A 16,723-nucleotide genomic window follows, 5' to 3' on the forward strand; every position below is an offset into this window, starting at 1 on the left:
AGATCAGAACAGGAGCCACTGGGTGACGAGTACGGAGATGCGTACGGAAGCAGAGGACTCGGGACCCAGCGGCTATGCGGCGGCCCGGCTGCGCCTCCTCCAGGAGGGGGCGCAGTCCGGGCCGCCGCGCCGTGCCGCCCTCGCCGAACTCACGGACGAATGGCTGACCGGCCTGTTCGGCGCGGGTGCCGAGGGACTGCGCGGCGTCTCGCTCGTCGCCGTCGGCGGCTACGGCCGCGGAGAACTCTCGCCACGCAGCGATCTCGACCTGCTGCTCCTGCACGACGGCGCCGACTCCGGCACGGTCGCCGCGCTCGCCGACCGCATCTGGTACCCCATCTGGGACCTGGGCCTGGCCCTCGACCACTCGGTGCGTACGCCCGGGGAGGCACGCAAGACCGCGAGCGGGGACCTCAAGGTGCAGCTCGGCCTGCTGGACGCCCGCCACATCGCGGGCGACCTCGGCCTCACCGCCGGATTGCGTACCGCCGTCCTCGCCGACTGGCGCAACCAGGCGCCGAAACGCCTCCCCGAACTCCAGGAACTGTGCGCCGAGCGCGCCGAGCGCCAGGGCGAGCTGCAGTACCTCCTGGAACCGGACCTGAAGGAGGCTCGCGGCGGCCTGCGCGACGCCACCGCCCTGCGTGCCGTCGCCGCCTCCTGGCTCGCGGACGCGCCCCGTGAGGGCCTCGCCGACGCCCGGCGCAGGCTCCTGGACGTCCGCGACGCCCTCCACCTCACCACCGGCCGCGCCACCGACCGCCTCGCGCTCCAGGAGCAGGACCAGGTCGCCGCCGAACTCGGACTCCTGGACGCCGACACCCTCCTGCGCCAGGTGTACGAGGCCGCGCGCGTCGTGTCGTACGCCAGCGACGTCACCTGGCGCGAAGTGGGACGCGTGCTCAAGTCGCGCGCTGTGCGGCCACGGCTGCGCGCCATGCTCGGCGGCGGTGCCAAGCCCGCCGTGGAGCGCTCACCGCTCGCCGAGGGTGTGGTCGAGATGGACGGCGAGGTGGTACTCGCCCGCGCCGCACGCCCCGAGCGCGACCCCGTACTCCCGCTGCGTGCCGCGGCCGCCGCCGCACAGGCCGGGCTCCCGCTCTCCCTGCACGCCGTACGGCGCATGGCCGCCGTCGCCCGCCCACTGCCCACGCCCTGGCCCGCCGAGGCCCGGGAACAGCTCGTCACGCTGCTCGGCTCGGGCCGCCCGACCATCGAGGTCTGGGAGGCACTGGAGGCCGAGGGCCTGATCACCCGGCTCCTGCCCGACTGGGAGCGGGTGCGCTGCCGCCCGCAGCGCAACGCCGTGCACATCTGGACCGTCGACCGCCACCTCATCGAGACGGCCGTCCGCGCCTCCGAACTGGCCCGCCGCGTGGGCCGCCCCGACCTCCTCCTCGTCTCCGCCCTGCTGCACGACATCGGCAAGGGCTGGCCCGGCGACCACTCCGTGGCCGGCGAGATCATCGCCCGGGACGTGGCCGCCCGCATCGGCTTCGACCGCGCCGACGTGGCGGTGCTCGCCACCCTCGTACGCCACCACCTGCTGCTCATCGACACCGCGACCCGACGCGACCTGGAGGACCCGGCGACCGTCCGTTCGGTCGCCGAGGCCGTCGGATCGCAGAGCACCCTCGAACTGCTGCACGCCCTCACCGAGGCGGACGCGCTGGCCACCGGGCCCGCGGCCTGGTCCTCCTGGCGCGGATCCCTCGTCACCGACCTGGTCAAACGGGTCGCAGCCGTGCTCGCCGGAGACTCCCCCGAGGAGCCCGAGGCCGCCGCGCCCACGGCCGAGCAGGAGCGGCTCGCCATCGAGGCGTTCCGCACCGGCGGCCCCGTACTGGCACTGCGCGCGCAGACCGAACCGCCCACGGAGGAGGAGCCCAGCGGCGATCCCGAGCCCCTGGGCGTGGAACTGCTCATCGCCGTGCCCGACCAGCCCGGAGTGCTTCCCGCGGTCGCCGGTGTCCTCGCGATGCACCGCCTGACCGTGCGCACGGCCGAGCTGCGCGCCCTGGATCTGCCCGACGGCGTCGAGGGCTCGGTGCTGCTGCTCAACTGGCGGGTCGCCGCCGAGTACGGCTCCCTGCCGCAGGCCGCCCGGCTGCGCGCCGACCTCGTGCGCGCCCTGGACGGCTCCCTGGACATCGCGGCCCGACTCGCCGAGCGCGACGCCGCCTACCCGCGCCGCCGGGGCACGATCGCGCCGCCGCCCCGGGTGACGGTCGCCTCCGCCGCCTCCCGCCACGCGACGGTCATCGAGGTCCGCGCCCACGACGCTCCCGGCCTGCTGCACCGCATCGGGCGGGCCCTGGAGGACGCGAGCGTATGGGTGCGCAGCATGCATGTCTCCACCCTCGGCGCCAACGCCGTGGACGCCTTCTACGTGACCGGCCCCAAGGGCGCGCCCCTGCCGGCGGAGGAGGCGGTGTCGGTGGCGCGGGGGCTGGAGGAGATGCTGCGGGGATGACCTCGTGGCAGATGCTGCGGGAGTGACCTCGCGGTCCTGTCTCCGTCCATCGAACGTGGTCCCTGTCGGGTATTCACACCGGGCAGGGGACACCAACCCTTTTCGGGCAGATACCCTGGAGGGCAACCCAAACCGCCCCCGACTCCGAGGACCGACGCCACCGTGTTCGATACCCTCTCAGACCGCCTGAGCGCGACTTTCAAAAACCTCCGCGGGAAAGGCCGGCTCTCCGAGGCTGACATCGACGCCACGGCCCGCGAGATCCGTATCGCGCTCCTCGAAGCCGATGTGGCCCTGCCGGTCGTGCGGACCTTCATCAAGAACGTCAAGGAGCGCGCCCTCGGCTCCGAGGTCTCCAAGGCGCTGAACCCGGCCCAGCAGGTCCTGAAGATCGTGAACGACGAGCTCGTCACGATCCTCGGCGGCGAGACCCGCCGCCTGCGGTTCGCCAAGAACCCGCCCACCGTGATCATGCTCGCGGGTCTTCAGGGTGCCGGTAAGACCACGCTCGCCGGAAAGCTCGGCAAGTGGCTCAAGGACCAGGGCCACTCCCCGCTGCTGGTCGCCGCCGACCTCCAGCGCCCGAACGCCGTGAACCAGCTGAGCGTCGTCGCCGAGCGCGCCGGTGTGGCCGTCTACGCCCCCGAGCCGGGCAACGGCGTCGGTGACCCGGTGAAGGTCTCCAAGGACTCCATGGAGTTCGCGAAGACCAAGGTCCACGACATTGTGATCGTGGACACCGCCGGCCGTCTCGGCATCGACCAGGAGCTGATGCAGCAGGCCGCGGACATCCGCGACGCCGTCAGCCCCGACGAGATCCTTTTCGTCGTCGACGCGATGATCGGTCAGGACGCGGTCAACACCGCCGAGGCCTTCCGTGACGGCGTCGGCTTCGACGGCGTCGTCCTGTCGAAGCTCGACGGTGACGCCCGTGGTGGTGCCGCGCTCTCCATCGCCTCGGTCACCGGCAAGCCGATCATGTTCGCGTCGAACGGCGAGAAGCTCGACGACTTCGACGCCTTCCACCCGGACCGGATGGCCTCCCGCATCCTCGACATGGGTGACCTGCTCACCCTGATCGAGCAGGCGGAGAAGACGTTCAGCCAAGAAGAGGCCGAGAAGATGGCCTCCAAGCTGGCGTCCAAGAAGGGCCAGGACTTCACCCTGGACGACTTCCTGGCCCAGATGGAGCAGGTCAGGAAGATGGGCAGCATCAGCAAGCTGCTCGGCATGCTCCCGGGCATGGGCCAGATCAAGGACCAGATCAACAACCTCGACGAGCGCGACGTCGACCGCACGGCCGCCATCATCAAGTCGATGACGCCGGGCGAGCGCCAGGAGCCGACGATCATCAACGGCTCGCGCCGCGCCCGTATCGCCAAGGGCTCGGGTGTCGAGGTCAGCGCGGTCAAGAACCTGGTCGAGCGCTTCTTCGAGGCCCGCAAGATGATGTCCCGCATGGCCCAGGGCGGCGGCATGCCCGGAATGCCCGGGATCCCGGGCATGGGTGGCGGCCCCGGCCGGGCCAAGAAGAAGCAGAAGGTGGCCAAGGGCAAGCAGCGCTCCGGCAACCCGATGAAGCGCAAGCAGCAGGAGGAAGAGGCCGCGGCCCGCCGTGAGGCCGGTGCCCAGCCGGGCGGCGCCTTCGGTCTGCCGGCCGGGCAGCAGGCTCAGGACTTCGAGCTGCCGGACGAGTTCAAGAAGTTCATGGGCTGACGGTTCGTTTCCGTACGGGGTTTTCCGTACGGGTTCTTCCGTACGAGGTCGTTCTCGTACGGCACTGGGGGCACCCCTCGTCGGAGGGGTGCCCCCAGTGGCATTTTCTGCGCATGCTGGCGAGTATTTCGTGTCGTAACGTCCTAATATGAGCAACCCTGTGCCGCCGCGCAAGGACCCTGACCAGCCGTGGCGTACCGAGGGAACACCACCGGACTCGACCGGTCCGCCCTCCGGGCGACGGAAGATGCCCGGCGGCTGGATCGGCCTCGTCGTCGCCGTCCTGGTCGTGTTCGTGATCGCCCTCCTGGTGCTGTCCTTCTTCAACGAGGGCACCGAGCCGACGATCTCGTACACGGAGTTCAGCAAGCAGGTCGACAACGACAACATCACCAAGATCTACTCCAAGGGTGATGCGATCCAGGGCCAGCTCAAGACGGCCCAGGCCAATCCGGACGGCGGCGGGAAGTACACCAAGTTCAAGACCCAGCGCCCGTCCTTCGCGGACGACAAGCTCTGGCAGAACCTGGAGTCACGCCACGTCACGGTGACCGCCTCACCGGTGGTCCAGCAGCGCAGCTTCCTCTCCAACCTGCTGATCTCCCTGGCCCCCATCGTGCTCCTGGTACTGCTGTGGATGTTCTTCGCCCGGCGGCTGCGGGCGGGCATCGGAGGCCCGGGCGGCATGCTCGGCCGCAAGGCACCCCCGAAACCGGTCGAACTGCAGCCCGGCGCCCAGCGCACGACCTTCGCCGACGTGGCCGGAATCGACGAGGTCGAGGGCGAACTGAACGACATCGTCGACTTCCTCAAGAATCCGGACGCGTACCGCAGGATGGGCGCGAAGATGCCGCGCGGTGTGCTCCTCGCGGGTGCGCCCGGCACGGGAAAGACCCTGCTCGCGCGTGCCGTGGCGGGGGAGGCGGGCGTTCCGTTCTTCTCGGCCTCGGCATCGGAGTTCATCGAGATGATCGTGGGCGTGGGCGCGTCCCGGGTCCGGGAACTCTTCGCCGAGGCCCGAAAAGTGGCCCCTTCGATCATCTTCATCGACGAGATCGACACCATCGGGCGCTCCCGGGCCGGTGGCTCGGCGATGGGCGGCCACGACGAGCGCGAGCAGACCCTGAACCAGATCCTCACCGAGATGGACGGCTTCTCGGGCTTCGAGGGCGTCATCGTCATCGCGGCGACGAACCGTGCGGACATCCTGGACCCGGCGCTGACCCGGCCCGGCCGCTTCGACCGGATCGTCAACGTCGCGCCCCCCGACCGCCGTGGCCGTGAGGCGATCCTGCGGATCCACACCCGCAAGATCCCGCTGTCCCCGGAAGTGGACCTGGCCCAGGTGGCCCGCACGACGCCGGGCATGACCGGTGCGGATCTGGCCAACCTCGCCAACGAGGCGGCGCTGCTCGCCGTCAAGCGCAAGCAGGACGAGGTGGCGCCGCCGGACCTCTCCGAGGCGCTGGAGAAGGTGCAGCTCGGTGCGGAGCGTTCCCTGGTGATGCCCTACGAGGAGCGCCGCAGGACCGCGTACCACGAGAGCGGCCACGCCCTTCTCGGCATGCTGCAGCCAGGTGCCGACCCGGTTCGCAAGATCACCATCGTCCCGCGCGGGCGCGCGCTGGGCGTCACGCTCTCGACACCGGACACCGACCGGTACTCGTACACCGAGGAGTACCTGCGCGGTCGGATCATCGGTGCCCTGGGGGGCATGGCCGCCGAACACGTCGTCTACGGAGTCGTCACGACCGGCTCCGAGAACGACCTCGAACAGGTCACCAACGTCGTTCGCGGCATGGTCGCCCGCTGGGGCATGAGCGAACGGGTCGGCCGCCTCTCCGCCCTCCCGAACGACGCCCAGCAGGCCTACGGCCTCGCCGCCGCGCCGGCCACCCTCGACTCCATCGACCACGAGATGCGGCGCATCGTCGACGAGTGCTACGAGGAGGCGTGCCAGAAGCTCCGCGACCACCGGGACCAACTGAACGCCCTCGCGGAGGCCCTCCTCGCGAACGAGACGCTGGAGGAGGCACAGGCATACCGGATCGCGGGCGTGACACGCGTGAAGAAGGAGGAGCTGTGAGGCAGTTCCCCGCGCCCCGTTTCCAGGGGCACGGGGAACTGTGCAAGCTTTTGGCGGGGGTCTGGGGGCGGAGCCCCCAGGGACGGGACGGGTAGGGGCGGCGGGGGCGAAGACCCGGCGACCTCAGCCCGTGCGGGCGATCAGGTACCTGAAGACGTTCGGCATCCACACCGTGCCGTCCCCGCGCTGATACGGATGCAGCGCCTCCGTCAGCTCCTTGCCCACCTGCACCACATCCGTCGCACCGACCGCCGCGTCGAACAGCCCGGTCGACAACAACCCCCGCACCGCGCTCTCCACGTCCGCGTACCCGAAGGGACACGCCACCCGACCTGACCCGTCCGGCCGGAGCCCGGCCCGCTGGGCCACCTCCTCCAGGTCGTCCCGGCGAGGAACCTGCCCGCACCCCTCGCCCGGCAGCACCGCGGACGTGGCACACCGCTCCGGTGGCCCCCATCCGACCAGCACCACGGCCGCCCCCCGCTCGGCGAGCGGAGTCGCCGCAGACAGCAGCTCCCCGAGTTCCTCGGCGTCCCCCGCCGCGCACCCGATCGGCTCGAACGCGGTCACCAGCGTGTACGCGGCCGCCGCCGGGTCGACGAGGTCCGAGGGGGACCCCTCCACGATCCGGGCGTCGGCACGCGCGCGTGTGCCCCACCCGTCCGGCAGCAACCGTTCCCGCGCGAGCCGCACCCGTTCGGGCGAAGAGGAGTCGACGCCGGTCACCGCCGCTCCCCGGGAGGCCGCCATCAGAAGGGCCAGCCCCGTACCGCAGCGCAGGCCGAGCACCCGCGTCCCGGCGCCCACTTCGAGCCGCTCGTAGACGGCTTCGTAGAGCGGCACCAGCATCCGCTCCTGGATCTCGGCCCAGTCACGCGCGCGTGCACATGGATCCACCCGGGGCGGCGCAGCCGCGTGAGGTAGGTGATGCCGCACGAGCGTAGGTGTCATCGAAAGCGCCCCAATCCACCGAGAGTTGCCGCTGCGCCCCGTTTCCCTTGCCCCCGTGCAGTGCGCTCGCTCTTCCCCCGTATGTCAGGTAACTCCGCACTCGTCGCGCCGTCCAGGGGTTGTGGCGCGCTGCTTGCGCGCTGTCCGCGCGCGGCACAAGAATTCACATGTCGGCAACGTGTGCCCGTACCATCGCGCCATGGCAAAGGCACCCGTTCTCACGCCCCAGGCGGACGACTTCCCGCGCTGGTACCAGGATCTGATCGCCAAGGCCGAGCTCGCCGACAACGGACCGGTGCGTGGCTCCATGGTCATCCGACCGTACGGGTACGGGCTGTGGGAGCGGATGCAGGCGGAGATGGACGCCCGCATCAAGGAGACGGGTACCCAGAACGCGTACTTCCCGTTGCTGATCCCGCAGTCGTACCTCACCAAGGAGGCCGACCACGTCGAGGGCTTCGCACCGGAGCTCGCGGTGGTCACGCACGGCGGCGGCAAGGAGCTCGAGGAGCCCGCGGTCGTCCGGCCCACCTCCGAGATGATCATCAACGAGTACTTCTCGAAGTGGGTGCAGAGCTACCGCGACCTGCCGCTGCTGATCAATCAGTGGGCGAACGTGGTCCGTTGGGAGCTGAGGCCCCGCCTCTTCCTGCGTACGTCCGAGTTCCTCTGGCAGGAGGGCCACACCGCGCACGCCACGTACGAGGACGCCCGCGACTTCGCCGCGCACATCCACCGTCAGGTGTACGAGGACTTCATGCTGAACGTCCTCGGCATGGATGTCGTCCCCGGCCGCAAGACCGCCAAGGAGCGCTTCGCGGGTGCCATCAACACCCTCACGCTCGAAGGCATGATGGGCGACGGCAAGGCCCTCCAGATGGCCACCAGCCACGAGCTGGGCCAGAACTTCGCCAAGGCCTTCAACACCCAGTACCTGTCGAAGGAAGGCAAGCAGGAGCTGGTCTGGCAGACCTCCTGGGGCTCGACGACCCGCATGATCGGCGCCCTGGTGATGATGCACGGCGACGACAACGGACTGCGCGTCCCGCCGCGGCTCGCCCAGATCCAGGCCGTCGTCCTCGCGATCAAGGGCGACGAGGCGGTTCTGGCCAAGGTCCGCGAAATCGGCGACCGGTTGAAGGCGGCGGGTGTACGCGTCCACGTGGACGACCGCACCGACGTCCCATTCGGGCGGCGCGCCGTCGACTGGGAGCTCAAGGGAGTCCCCGTCCGCGTCGAGGTCGGTCCCCGTGACCTGGAGAACGGCACCGCGATGCTGGCCCGCCGTATCCCCGGCGGCAAGGAACCGGTCGCCATCGACGCTCTGGTGGAACTGCTCCCCACCCTCCTCGAAGAGGACCAGGCGCTGCTTCTGAAGCAGTCGCGTGAGCGCAGGGAGTCCCGCACCGCGGAAGTGTCGACGATCCAGGAGGCCGTCGAGACGGCCGCCGCCGGCGGCTGGGCGCGCATTCCGTGGGCCGACCTCGGAGAAGAGGGCGAGGCCGAGCTCGCCGAGCACTCCGTGACCGTACGGTGTCTGGTCGCCGAGGACGGGTCGGTGCCCGACGCCGACGACGCACCGGGTAACGTCGCGGTCGTCGCGCGCGCTTACTGACTAGGCCCGCAGGGAGGCCGAAACGCCTCTTGCGCATCTGATGACCACAGGGGCCCCGGCGTGCGGACACCGTCTACGCGCCGGGGCGTACGCGTTACTACGTACCGGCTTGTTGTGAGCTGTGAGGCTTCTCCGCAGATCAGCGCACCCGCCCTCGTCCGGACGCATCAGCACCAACTGACGGGTACGTGCAAATTATTTGGGATGGCCCGGAATAGGAACACAGAGGCCCCCCGGCTCGTTGTCATTACGTGAGCACGACACCACCTGTTCTCGCCGCAGAGCTGGCAGGGGCGTGGGCCGACATTCAGCGGCACCACCCCGAACTGCCCGATCTTGCCGCGCCAGAGTCCCTGATCGGAGAATCGTCGTCCGCCTGCGGACACGAACTCTCCTTCGAACGACTGCTGCATGAGGCAGTCCATGGCATCGCCGCCGCCCGCGGAGTCCGCGACACTTCGCGCGCCGGCCGGTACCACAACCGCAGATTCCTCGCCATCGCCGAAGAGCTGGGCCTCGACCACCCGGAGGAGCCGCACCCCAGCAGTGGCTTCTCCCTGGTCACGCTCAACCCCGAGGCGAAGCGGCGCTACCGCCCGACGATCGAGCGGCTGCAACGCGCCCTCAAGGCACACACCGCCGCGACCGCCGCGGACACGGCCCGCTCGTTCCGGGGCCCGGCCGCCCGGCACGGCTCCTCCGGGGGAGGTGTCCGCGTCAAGGCGGTGTGCGACTGCGGCCGCAACGTACGGGTGGTTCCGTCCGTACTGGCGCAGGCACCGATCGTGTGCGGAGGATGCGGGAAGCCGTTCCGCATCCCCGAGGTCGTGGGCGCCGCGGCGAGCTGAGCGGACGGCTGCTCGTGGCAGCCGTACTCAGTCGGAGTCAGCCCCGCGCGGCGGCACCCGGTCCGAGCCGGGTGCGCTGCCGACCTCGGCGGTGGCCCCCGGTGCCGGGCATCCGGCGCCGGGGGTCACCGCGCGCTGCCCCGTGAAGGCGACCCGCCAGGGTGTGGCACAATGGCTAGCTGTACTCGACAGCCGCACAGGACCCCTCTCTCCTCCGGCTGACGCGTCCATCGGGCACTCGGGTACCGCAACCCCACGCGGCCATCTCGCCGTGCCCAACCACGTCAAGACCAGGAGACACCACTTCCGTGGCAGTCAAGATCAAGCTGAAGCGTCTGGGCAAGATCCGTTCGCCTCACTACCGCATCGTCGTCGCCGACTCCCGTACCCGCCGTGATGGTCGGGCCATCGAGGAGATCGGTCTGTACCACCCGGTGCAGAACCCGTCGCGCATCGAGGTCGACTCGGACCGTGCGCAGTACTGGCTGGGTGTCGGCGCGCAGCCGACCGAGCCCGTTCTCGCCATCCTGAAGCTGACCGGCGACTGGCAGAAGTTCAAGGGCGAGCCCGCCCCTGCTCCGCTGCTCGTGGCCGAGCCGAAGGCGACGCGCCCGTCGTTCGACGCCCTGGGCGGCGACGACGAGGGCAAGGGTGAGGCCATCACCCAGAAGAAGAAGGCTGAGAAGAAGGACGAGGCCCCGGCCGCGTCCTCTTCGTCTGAGTCGACCGAGGCCTGAGCATGCTCGAGGAGGCTCTCGAGCACCTCGTGAAGGGCATTGTCGACAACCCCGACGATGTGCAGGTCGCCTCGCGCGACCTGCGCCGTGGGCGCGTTCTCGAGGTCCGGGTACACCCCGACGACCTCGGCAAGGTGATCGGCCGCAACGGCCGTACCGCCCGCGCTCTGCGGACCGTCGTGGGTGCCATCGGCGGCCGAGGCGTCCGCGTCGACCTCGTCGACGTGGACCACGTCCGCTGACGTAACAGGCAGCACCGGCTCGGGCCGGGGAGGGCTTTCGAGCCGTCCCCGGCCCGTAGTCGTCCCCGAACCCATGCCGTAGGCACATCGACAGGAGATCAAGCACAGTGCAGCTGGTAGTCGCTCGCGTCGGCCGCGCCCACGGCATCAAGGGCGAGGTCACCGTAGAGGTCCGTACGGACGAGCCGGAACTCAGGCTCGGGCCCGGCGCCGTCCTGCTCACCGATCCGGCCTCCGCCGGACCGCTGACCATTGAGACCGGTCGGGTGCACAGCGGCCGTCTGCTGCTGCGCTTCGCGGGCGTACGCGACCGGAACGCCGCCGAGGCGCTGCGCAACACCCTCCTGATCGCCGAGGTGGACCCGGACCAGCAGCCCGAGGACCCGGACGAGTACTACGACCACCAGCTGATGGACCTGGACGTGGTCACCAAGGACGGGATGGAGGTCGGACGGATCACGGAGATCTCCCATCTGCCCTCGCAGGACCTGTTCGTGGTCGAGCGGCCCGACGGGACCGAGGTCTTGATCCCCTTCGTCGAGGAGATCGTCACCGAGATCGACCTGGAGGAGCAGCGGGCCGTCATCGACCCGCCGCCGGGCCTGATCGACGACCAGGCGGAAATCGACTCCTCCAGGGACACGGAAAACGCCTCCGCCAAGGACGACGAAGACTCCTCGGGGGCCGACGCCTGATGCGGCTCGACGTCGTCACGATCTTCCCCGAGTACCTGGAACCCCTCAACGTCTCGCTCGTCGGTAAGGCACGCGCGCGCGGGCAACTGAACGTGCACGTGCACGACCTTCGGGAATGGACGTACGACCGCCACAACACGGTCGACGACACCCCGTACGGCGGCGGCCCCGGCATGGTCATGAAGACCGAGCCCTGGGGCGACGCCCTGGACTCCGTCCTGGCCGACGGCTACGAGACCGGCTCCCACGGGCCCGTCATGGTCGTCCCCACTCCGAGCGGACGCCCCTTCACCCAGGAACTCGCCGTCGAACTCTCCGAGCGACCGTGGCTGGTCTTCACGCCCGCCCGCTACGAGGGCATCGACCGCAGGGTCATCGACGAATACGCGACCCGGATGCCCGTCTACGAGGTGTCCATCGGCGACTACGTACTCGCCGGCGGAGAGGCGGCCGTACTCGTCGTCACGGAGGCCGTGGCACGGCTGCTGCCGGGTGTTCTCGGCAACGCCGAGTCCCACCGGGACGACTCGTTCGCCCCCGGCGCCATGGCCAACCTCCTGGAGGGGCCCGTCTACACCAAGCCCCCGGCGTGGCGCGGCCGCGAGATCCCCGACGTGCTGGTCAGCGGTCACCACGGGAAGATCGCCCGCTGGCGCCGCGACGAGGCCCTGCGCCGTACGGCGGCGAACAGGCCCGACCTCATCGAGCGCTGCGACCCTTCCGTCTTCGACAAGAAGGACCGCGAGATGCTCTCGATCCTCGGCTGGCAGCCGGAACCCGACGGTCGATTTTGGCGCAGACCAGAGGCCGTGGAAGAATAGGCCGCTGTTGTCTGCGTAGACCGGGCGCCCCTGCCACAGGGGGACACGACGCCCGTCCCGACGCGGCAGCACCCTCTTGGAAAACTAGCTCCCGTTGATGACCTGTGGCATCAGCGAAGAAAGCAGACGAAATGTCTCACCTGCTCGACTCCGTCGACAGCGCGTCGCTGCGCAGCGACATCCCGGCCTTCCGCCCGGGTGACACCGTCAACGTCCACGTCCGCGTCATCGAGGGCAACCGCTCCCGTGTGCAGCAGTTCAAGGGCGTAGTCATCCGTCGCCAGGGCGCCGGTGTCCGCGAGACCTTCACGGTCCGCAAGGTCTCCTTCTCGGTCGGTGTCGAGCGTACCTTCCCGGTGCACACCCCGATCGTCGAGAAGATCGAGCTCGTCACCCGTGGTGACGTGCGTCGCGCGAAGCTGTACTACCTGCGTGACCTGCGCGGCAAGGCCGCGAAGATCAAGGAGAAGCGCGACAACTGAGCTCGCGAAGGGGTTCACATGGACGCCGGATAACATCTGGCTCCGATGGACACCGAAGCACAGCACACGGAGCGCGACCGCTCCTCCCGCCCCACTGAGTCCGAGGTCATCTCGGGCGCCGAGGGGCCGGAGGGACGGTCGCGTTTCGCGTTGGTGGCCCGGGCCGCTGACTGGCTCCCAGGGGGGCGGATCACTCTGACCGTGCTGGTCTGTCTGCTGTTCCTGGTGCTGTTCAGCAACTTCGTGATGCAGCCGTTCGAGATTCCGAGCAGCTCGATGGAGCGCGGATTGAGGATCGGAGACCGCGTTCTCGTAAATAAGTTGGCGTACCGTTTCGGTGCTGAGCCGCGGCGGGGCGATGTCGTCGTGTTCGACGGCACTGAGTATTTCGGGAACGCCGACTACGTCAAACGCGTCGTGGGTGTGGGGGGAGACCACGTGGTCTGCTGCGACAAGGAGGGGAGGCTCGAGGTGAACGGCCGGTCGGTCGACGAGTCGACGTTTCTGTACCCGGGGGACAGCCCGTCCGACGTCTCCTTCGACGTCGTGGTGCCCACCGGCAGCCTGTTTCTCCTCGGTGACCACCGCAGCGACTCGAGCGACTCCCGCGACCACCTGGGGTCTCCCGGCGGCGGCATGATCCCCGTCGGTGATGTGATCGGCAGGGCCGACTGGATCGCCTGGCCCACGGGCCACTGGACCCGGCTGCAACGTGCCGCCGCCTACGCGCGTGTGCCCACCGCGGACGGTGCCCATGGGTAACCGTGGCAGGCCACGTGGGGTCTCCGACCACGCCGCCGACAACCTGCTGCCCACCGGTACCCGGCGCGCCGCCGGCGGCGCCGTCCGGCCCGGCCGTGCCGAGCGCCGCAAGCTCCAGCGCAAGGTCAAGCGGCGCCGACGGCGCTCCGCCATCAAGGAGATACCCCTCCTCGTGGGCGTCGCGGTACTCATAGCCCTGGTCCTCAAGACCTTCCTCGTCCAGGCCTTCGTGATCCCGTCGGGCTCCATGGAGAACACGATCCAGATCGGCGACCGTGTGCTCGTCGACAAGTTCACGCCATGGTTCGGCTCCAAGCCCCAGCGCGGCGACGTCGTCGTCTTCAAGGACCCCGGCAACTGGCTGGCCGGGGAGAAGACCACCAAGAAGAACGACCCCGTCGTCGTCAAGCAGGTCAAAGAGGGCCTGACGGCCATCGGTCTGCTGCCCTCCGACAACGACAAGGACCTCATCAAGCGGGTCGTCGCGGTCGGCGGCGACACCGTCAAGTGCTGCGACACCCAAGGGCGCGTGACCGTCAACGGCATGCCGCTCAACGAGCCGTACATCCAAGCAGGGAACAAGCCGTCGGACTTCCCCTTCGAAGAGACCGTGCCCAAGGGCCGTCTCTGGGTGATGGGCGACCATCGAGCCAACTCCGCCGACTCCCGCTACCACCGCACCGAGAAATACGGCGGTACCGTCTCCGAGAGTTCGGTCGTCGGCAGAGCCATGGTCATCGCCTGGCCCTTCGGACACTGGACCCGTCTGAAGGAACCGGACACGTTCGCGTCCGTACCGAGCGGGTCGGCAACCGCTCTCGGCGCGTCGCATAGGGTGGCGTCCGCGGATCTCAATCGATTGATCCCGCTCCCGAGCCCTGCGGAACTCCCGCTCGTTATGGGAGTGGTGGGCCTGCGCCGGATCCGGCGCAGGCGGCGGCACGGAGTGAGGAGTGGATGTGGGGGATTTGGCGGTCGGCGCACGATCCGGACACGATGGCCCCGAGGAGCAGCCGGAGCGACCCGACGGATCGGCCACCCCGGCCACGAACGACGTCATGGGCTCCGGGAGTGACTCCGGGGACGGCGGCGGTACGAAGGAGCAGGGCGAGCAGGAGCCGAAGCCCAAGAAGCCGCGTTCCTTCTGGAAGGAGCTCCCGCTCCTCATCGGTATCGCGCTCGTTCTCGCGCTGCTGATCAAGACCTTCCTGGTCCAGGCGTTCTCGATTCCCTCGGACTCGATGCAGAACACCCTTCAGCAGGGCGACCGGGTCCTGGTCGACAAGCTCACCCCGTGGTTCGGTTCGGAGCCCTCGCGCGGCGAGGTCGTCGTCTTCCACGACCCCGACAACTGGCTGGCGGGCGAGCCCACGCCCAACCCGAACGCCGCGCAGACGTTCCTCAGCAAGATCGGCCTGATGCCGTCCGCCAACGAGAAGGACCTCATCAAGCGGGTCATCGGCGTCGCCGGTGACACGATCGAGTGCAAGGGCACCGGCCCGCTGACGGTCAACGGCAAGGCACTGAACGAGGACTCGTACGTCTACGCCGGGAACACCCCGTGCAGCGTCGACGACCAGGGCGGCCAGTTCAAGGTGACGGTACCCAAAGGCAAAATCTGGGTCATGGGTGACCACCGGCAGAACTCGCTGGACTCGCGCTATCACCAGCAGGACGATCACAAGGGCTTCGTGCCGGTGGGCAATGTCGTCGGCCGCGCCATCGTGATCGCCTGGCCGCCCACCCGCTGGGACACACTGCCGATCCCCGACACCTTCGACCAGAACCTCAGCGCGGCCGCACCGGGCGCGCTCGGGCTGGCCGGCGCGGTGCCGCTGGTGCTGTGGCGCAGGCGTCGCCTTACCGCGGGAAACCCGAGGGTTTCTGGTCGGGGTACCGCCGGGTAGGGTGCCGTCCCAGATCGCCGATCTTCCGCGGCCCGCAGGTGGGGCCGCGGGATCGATTCTCCGAGTTGGGGGAGCACTGGGATGAGCAGGACGTCAGGTCGTACGGACGAGGGCCGCGGGCGGCTCGGCAGCGTGCTGTCGGGGTTGGCCGTGGCCCTCGGCTGTGTGCTCTTTCTCGGCGGCTTCGCCTGGGGCGCGATCGAATACCAGCCGTACACCGTGCCGACCGAGTCGATGGTGCCGACCATCAAGGCGGGCGATCGCATTCTGGCCCAGCGGATCGACGGCGGTGACGTCAAGCGCGGCGATGTCATCGTCTTCAAGCAGAAGAGCTGGGGCGACATGCTCCTCGTCAAGCGGGTCGTCGCGGTCGGTGGTGACACGGTCGCCTGCTGCACGAACGGCAAGCTGACCGTCAACGGCAAGCAGATCGACGAGCCGTATCTCGCCAAGGGCCAGGCCGCGGAGTCGACCCAGATCCCGACCGTCGAGGTACCCAAGGACCGGCTCTTCCTGCTCGGCGACGAGCGCAGCGGCTCACTGGACTCCACGGCCCACCTCACCGAGGCCTTCAACGGCACCGTCGCGCGCAGCGCGGTGAAGGGCCGGGTGGACGCCATCGCCTGGCCGATGGACGGCATGCTGGCGCGCCCCACGGGCTTCGAGACACTGGGCGGGATCTCCTCGCCCGGGCCGCTGCGGCTGGTCCTGACCGCCATCGTGGTCGGCGCGGTGCTGGTGCTGGGCGGGGCGGCGTACGGCCCGATCGCCACGCGGCTGAGCCGGCGCGGCCGGACGCGTACGGAGCTCGCCGGTGCCGCCTGAGGCGTCGTACGGAGGTTCGGCCGAGGACACCGACGGCGGCGGGCCCCGGAAGGTGGCCCGGGTCGTGCTGCTCGACGAGCAGGACCGCATTCTGCTGCTGCACGGTCACGAGCCGGACGATCCGGCGGACGACTGGTGGTTCACACCCGGCGGGGGCCTCGAGGGCGACGAGACGCGCCAGGAGGCCGCGCTGCGGGAACTCGTGGAGGAGACCGGCATCACCGAGGTCGAGCTGGGCCCGGTGCTGTGGCAGCGGAGCTGTTCGTTCCCGTTCGCGGGGCGACGCTGGGACCAGGACGAGTGGTACTTCCTGGCCCGTACGAGCCAGAAGGGAACCGTCGCCGCCGGGCTGACGGAGCTGGAACGGCGCAGTGTCGCCGGAGCACGCTGGTGGACGTGCCGGGAACTGACCGAGGCACATGAGACGGTGTATCCGACCAGACTCGCCGGGCTGCTGCGCAGGCTGCTCGACGAGGGTCCTCCGGCCAGGCCCGAGATCCTCGACACCGAAATCGTCTAGAGGCTCGCGGGGCTGGCGCACAATAGGGGGACGCACGGCTGAA

16 protein-coding genes are annotated in these 16,723 nt (G+C 69.6%); 15 read left to right on the forward strand and 1 reads right to left on the reverse strand.

Going from position 1 to position 16,723, the window contains the following annotated elements; genetic code table 11:
* Nucleotides 1-22: 22 nt before the first annotated feature.
* From OG798_RS36725 to ftsH, 3 genes are all read left to right on the forward strand, one after another.
* A complete protein-coding gene (locus tag OG798_RS36725) occupies nucleotides 23-2,473 on the forward strand; it encodes a [protein-PII] uridylyltransferase (RefSeq protein WP_097224664.1) in 2,451 nt (816 codons plus the stop codon).
* Nucleotides 2,474-2,635: 162 nt separating this feature from the next.
* Nucleotides 2,636-4,189, forward strand: coding sequence for a signal recognition particle protein (ffh, locus tag OG798_RS36730; protein ID WP_095852389.1), 1,554 nt, complete (start codon nucleotides 2,636-2,638; stop codon nucleotides 4,187-4,189).
* Between the two features lie 148 nt (nucleotides 4,190-4,337).
* A complete protein-coding gene (gene ftsH, locus OG798_RS36735) occupies nucleotides 4,338-6,275 on the forward strand; it encodes an ATP-dependent zinc metalloprotease FtsH (protein WP_095852388.1) in 1,938 nt (645 codons plus the stop codon).
* Nucleotides 6,276-6,398: 123 nt separating this feature from the next.
* Here ftsH and OG798_RS36740 read toward each other — a convergent pair whose 3' ends face one another.
* Entirely contained in the window at nucleotides 6,399-7,226 is an 828-nt protein-coding gene (locus tag OG798_RS36740) for a class I SAM-dependent methyltransferase (protein WP_328758341.1), read from the reverse strand.
* 199 nt (nucleotides 7,227-7,425) lie between these two features.
* On the opposite strand from OG798_RS36740, the gene proS reads away from it, so the two are divergent.
* From proS to OG798_RS36800, 12 genes are all read left to right on the forward strand, one after another.
* Entirely contained in the window at nucleotides 7,426-8,841 is a 1,416-nt protein-coding gene (gene proS / locus OG798_RS36745; protein WP_095852386.1) for a proline--tRNA ligase, read from the forward strand.
* 251 nt (nucleotides 8,842-9,092) lie between these two features.
* Nucleotides 9,093-9,689: a hypothetical protein gene (locus OG798_RS36750; RefSeq protein WP_054235363.1), complete on the forward strand. Its 597-nt coding sequence runs from the start codon at nucleotides 9,093-9,095 to the stop codon at nucleotides 9,687-9,689.
* A gap of 308 nt (nucleotides 9,690-9,997) precedes the next feature.
* Nucleotides 9,998-10,426: a 30S ribosomal protein S16 gene (gene rpsP / locus OG798_RS36755; RefSeq protein ID WP_060901212.1), complete on the forward strand. Its 429-nt coding sequence runs from the start codon at nucleotides 9,998-10,000 to the stop codon at nucleotides 10,424-10,426.
* A 2-nt stretch (nucleotides 10,427-10,428) separates the two neighbouring features.
* Nucleotides 10,429-10,668, forward strand: coding sequence for an RNA-binding protein (locus OG798_RS36760; RefSeq protein ID WP_005479813.1), 240 nt, complete (start codon nucleotides 10,429-10,431; stop codon nucleotides 10,666-10,668).
* A gap of 107 nt (nucleotides 10,669-10,775) precedes the next feature.
* Nucleotides 10,776-11,363, forward strand: coding sequence for a ribosome maturation factor RimM (gene rimM / locus OG798_RS36765; RefSeq protein ID WP_095852385.1), 588 nt, complete (start codon nucleotides 10,776-10,778; stop codon nucleotides 11,361-11,363).
* A complete protein-coding gene (trmD, locus tag OG798_RS36770; RefSeq protein WP_097224661.1) occupies nucleotides 11,363-12,184 on the forward strand; it encodes a tRNA (guanosine(37)-N1)-methyltransferase TrmD in 822 nt (273 codons plus the stop codon). The genes rimM and trmD overlap by 1 nt, the downstream gene beginning before the upstream one ends.
* A 131-nt stretch (nucleotides 12,185-12,315) precedes the next feature.
* On the forward strand, nucleotides 12,316-12,666 hold the full coding sequence (rplS, locus tag OG798_RS36775; protein WP_054235359.1) for a 50S ribosomal protein L19: 351 nt from the start codon (nucleotides 12,316-12,318) through the stop codon (nucleotides 12,664-12,666).
* A gap of 45 nt (nucleotides 12,667-12,711) precedes the next feature.
* A complete protein-coding gene (gene lepB, locus OG798_RS36780) occupies nucleotides 12,712-13,428 on the forward strand; it encodes a signal peptidase I (RefSeq protein WP_328758342.1) in 717 nt (238 codons plus the stop codon).
* Complete coding sequence (gene lepB / locus OG798_RS36785; RefSeq protein WP_120985395.1) at nucleotides 13,421-14,503, forward strand: signal peptidase I; 1,083 nt, start codon at nucleotides 13,421-13,423, stop codon at nucleotides 14,501-14,503. The genes lepB (OG798_RS36780) and lepB (OG798_RS36785) overlap by 8 nt, the downstream gene beginning before the upstream one ends.
* Nucleotides 14,388-15,335 (forward strand): signal peptidase I, encoded by a 948-nt coding sequence (gene lepB, locus OG798_RS36790; RefSeq protein WP_095852382.1) that lies wholly within the window; start codon nucleotides 14,388-14,390, stop codon nucleotides 15,333-15,335. Before lepB (OG798_RS36785) ends, lepB (OG798_RS36790) begins: the two co-directional genes overlap by 116 nt.
* Before the next feature lie 81 nt (nucleotides 15,336-15,416).
* Entirely contained in the window at nucleotides 15,417-16,160 is a 744-nt protein-coding gene (lepB, locus tag OG798_RS36795) for a signal peptidase I (protein WP_075031230.1), read from the forward strand.
* Nucleotides 16,150-16,680, forward strand: a complete 531-nt coding sequence (locus OG798_RS36800; RefSeq protein ID WP_328758343.1) for an NUDIX hydrolase — start codon at nucleotides 16,150-16,152, stop codon at nucleotides 16,678-16,680. The genes lepB (OG798_RS36795) and OG798_RS36800 overlap by 11 nt, the downstream gene beginning before the upstream one ends.
* Nucleotides 16,681-16,723: the final 43 nt, after the last annotated feature.

This window comes from Streptomyces sp. NBC_00271, from assembly GCF_036178845.1.
Classification (GTDB): Bacteria; Actinomycetota; Actinomycetes; order Streptomycetales; family Streptomycetaceae; genus Streptomyces.

Coding starts and splice junctions, on each gene's coding strand:
- trmD (WP_097224661.1), top strand. CDS start 11,363: ATGCGGCTCGACGTCGTCACGATCTTCCCCGAGTACCTGGAACCCCTC.
- lepB (WP_120985395.1), top strand. CDS start 13,421: ATGGGTAACCGTGGCAGGCCACGTGGGGTCTCCGACCACGCCGCCGAC.
- lepB (WP_328758342.1), top strand. CDS start 12,712: ATGGACACCGAAGCACAGCACACGGAGCGCGACCGCTCCTCCCGCCCC.
- OG798_RS36760 (WP_005479813.1), top strand. CDS start 10,429: ATGCTCGAGGAGGCTCTCGAGCACCTCGTGAAGGGCATTGTCGACAAC.
- ftsH (WP_095852388.1), top strand. CDS start 4,338: ATGAGCAACCCTGTGCCGCCGCGCAAGGACCCTGACCAGCCGTGGCGT.
- rplS (WP_054235359.1), top strand. CDS start 12,316: ATGTCTCACCTGCTCGACTCCGTCGACAGCGCGTCGCTGCGCAGCGAC.
- lepB (WP_075031230.1), top strand. CDS start 15,417: ATGAGCAGGACGTCAGGTCGTACGGACGAGGGCCGCGGGCGGCTCGGC.
- proS (WP_095852386.1), top strand. CDS start 7,426: ATGGCAAAGGCACCCGTTCTCACGCCCCAGGCGGACGACTTCCCGCGC.
- OG798_RS36740 (WP_328758341.1), bottom strand. CDS start 7,226: ATGACACCTACGCTCGTGCGGCATCACCTACCTCACGCGGCTGCGCCG.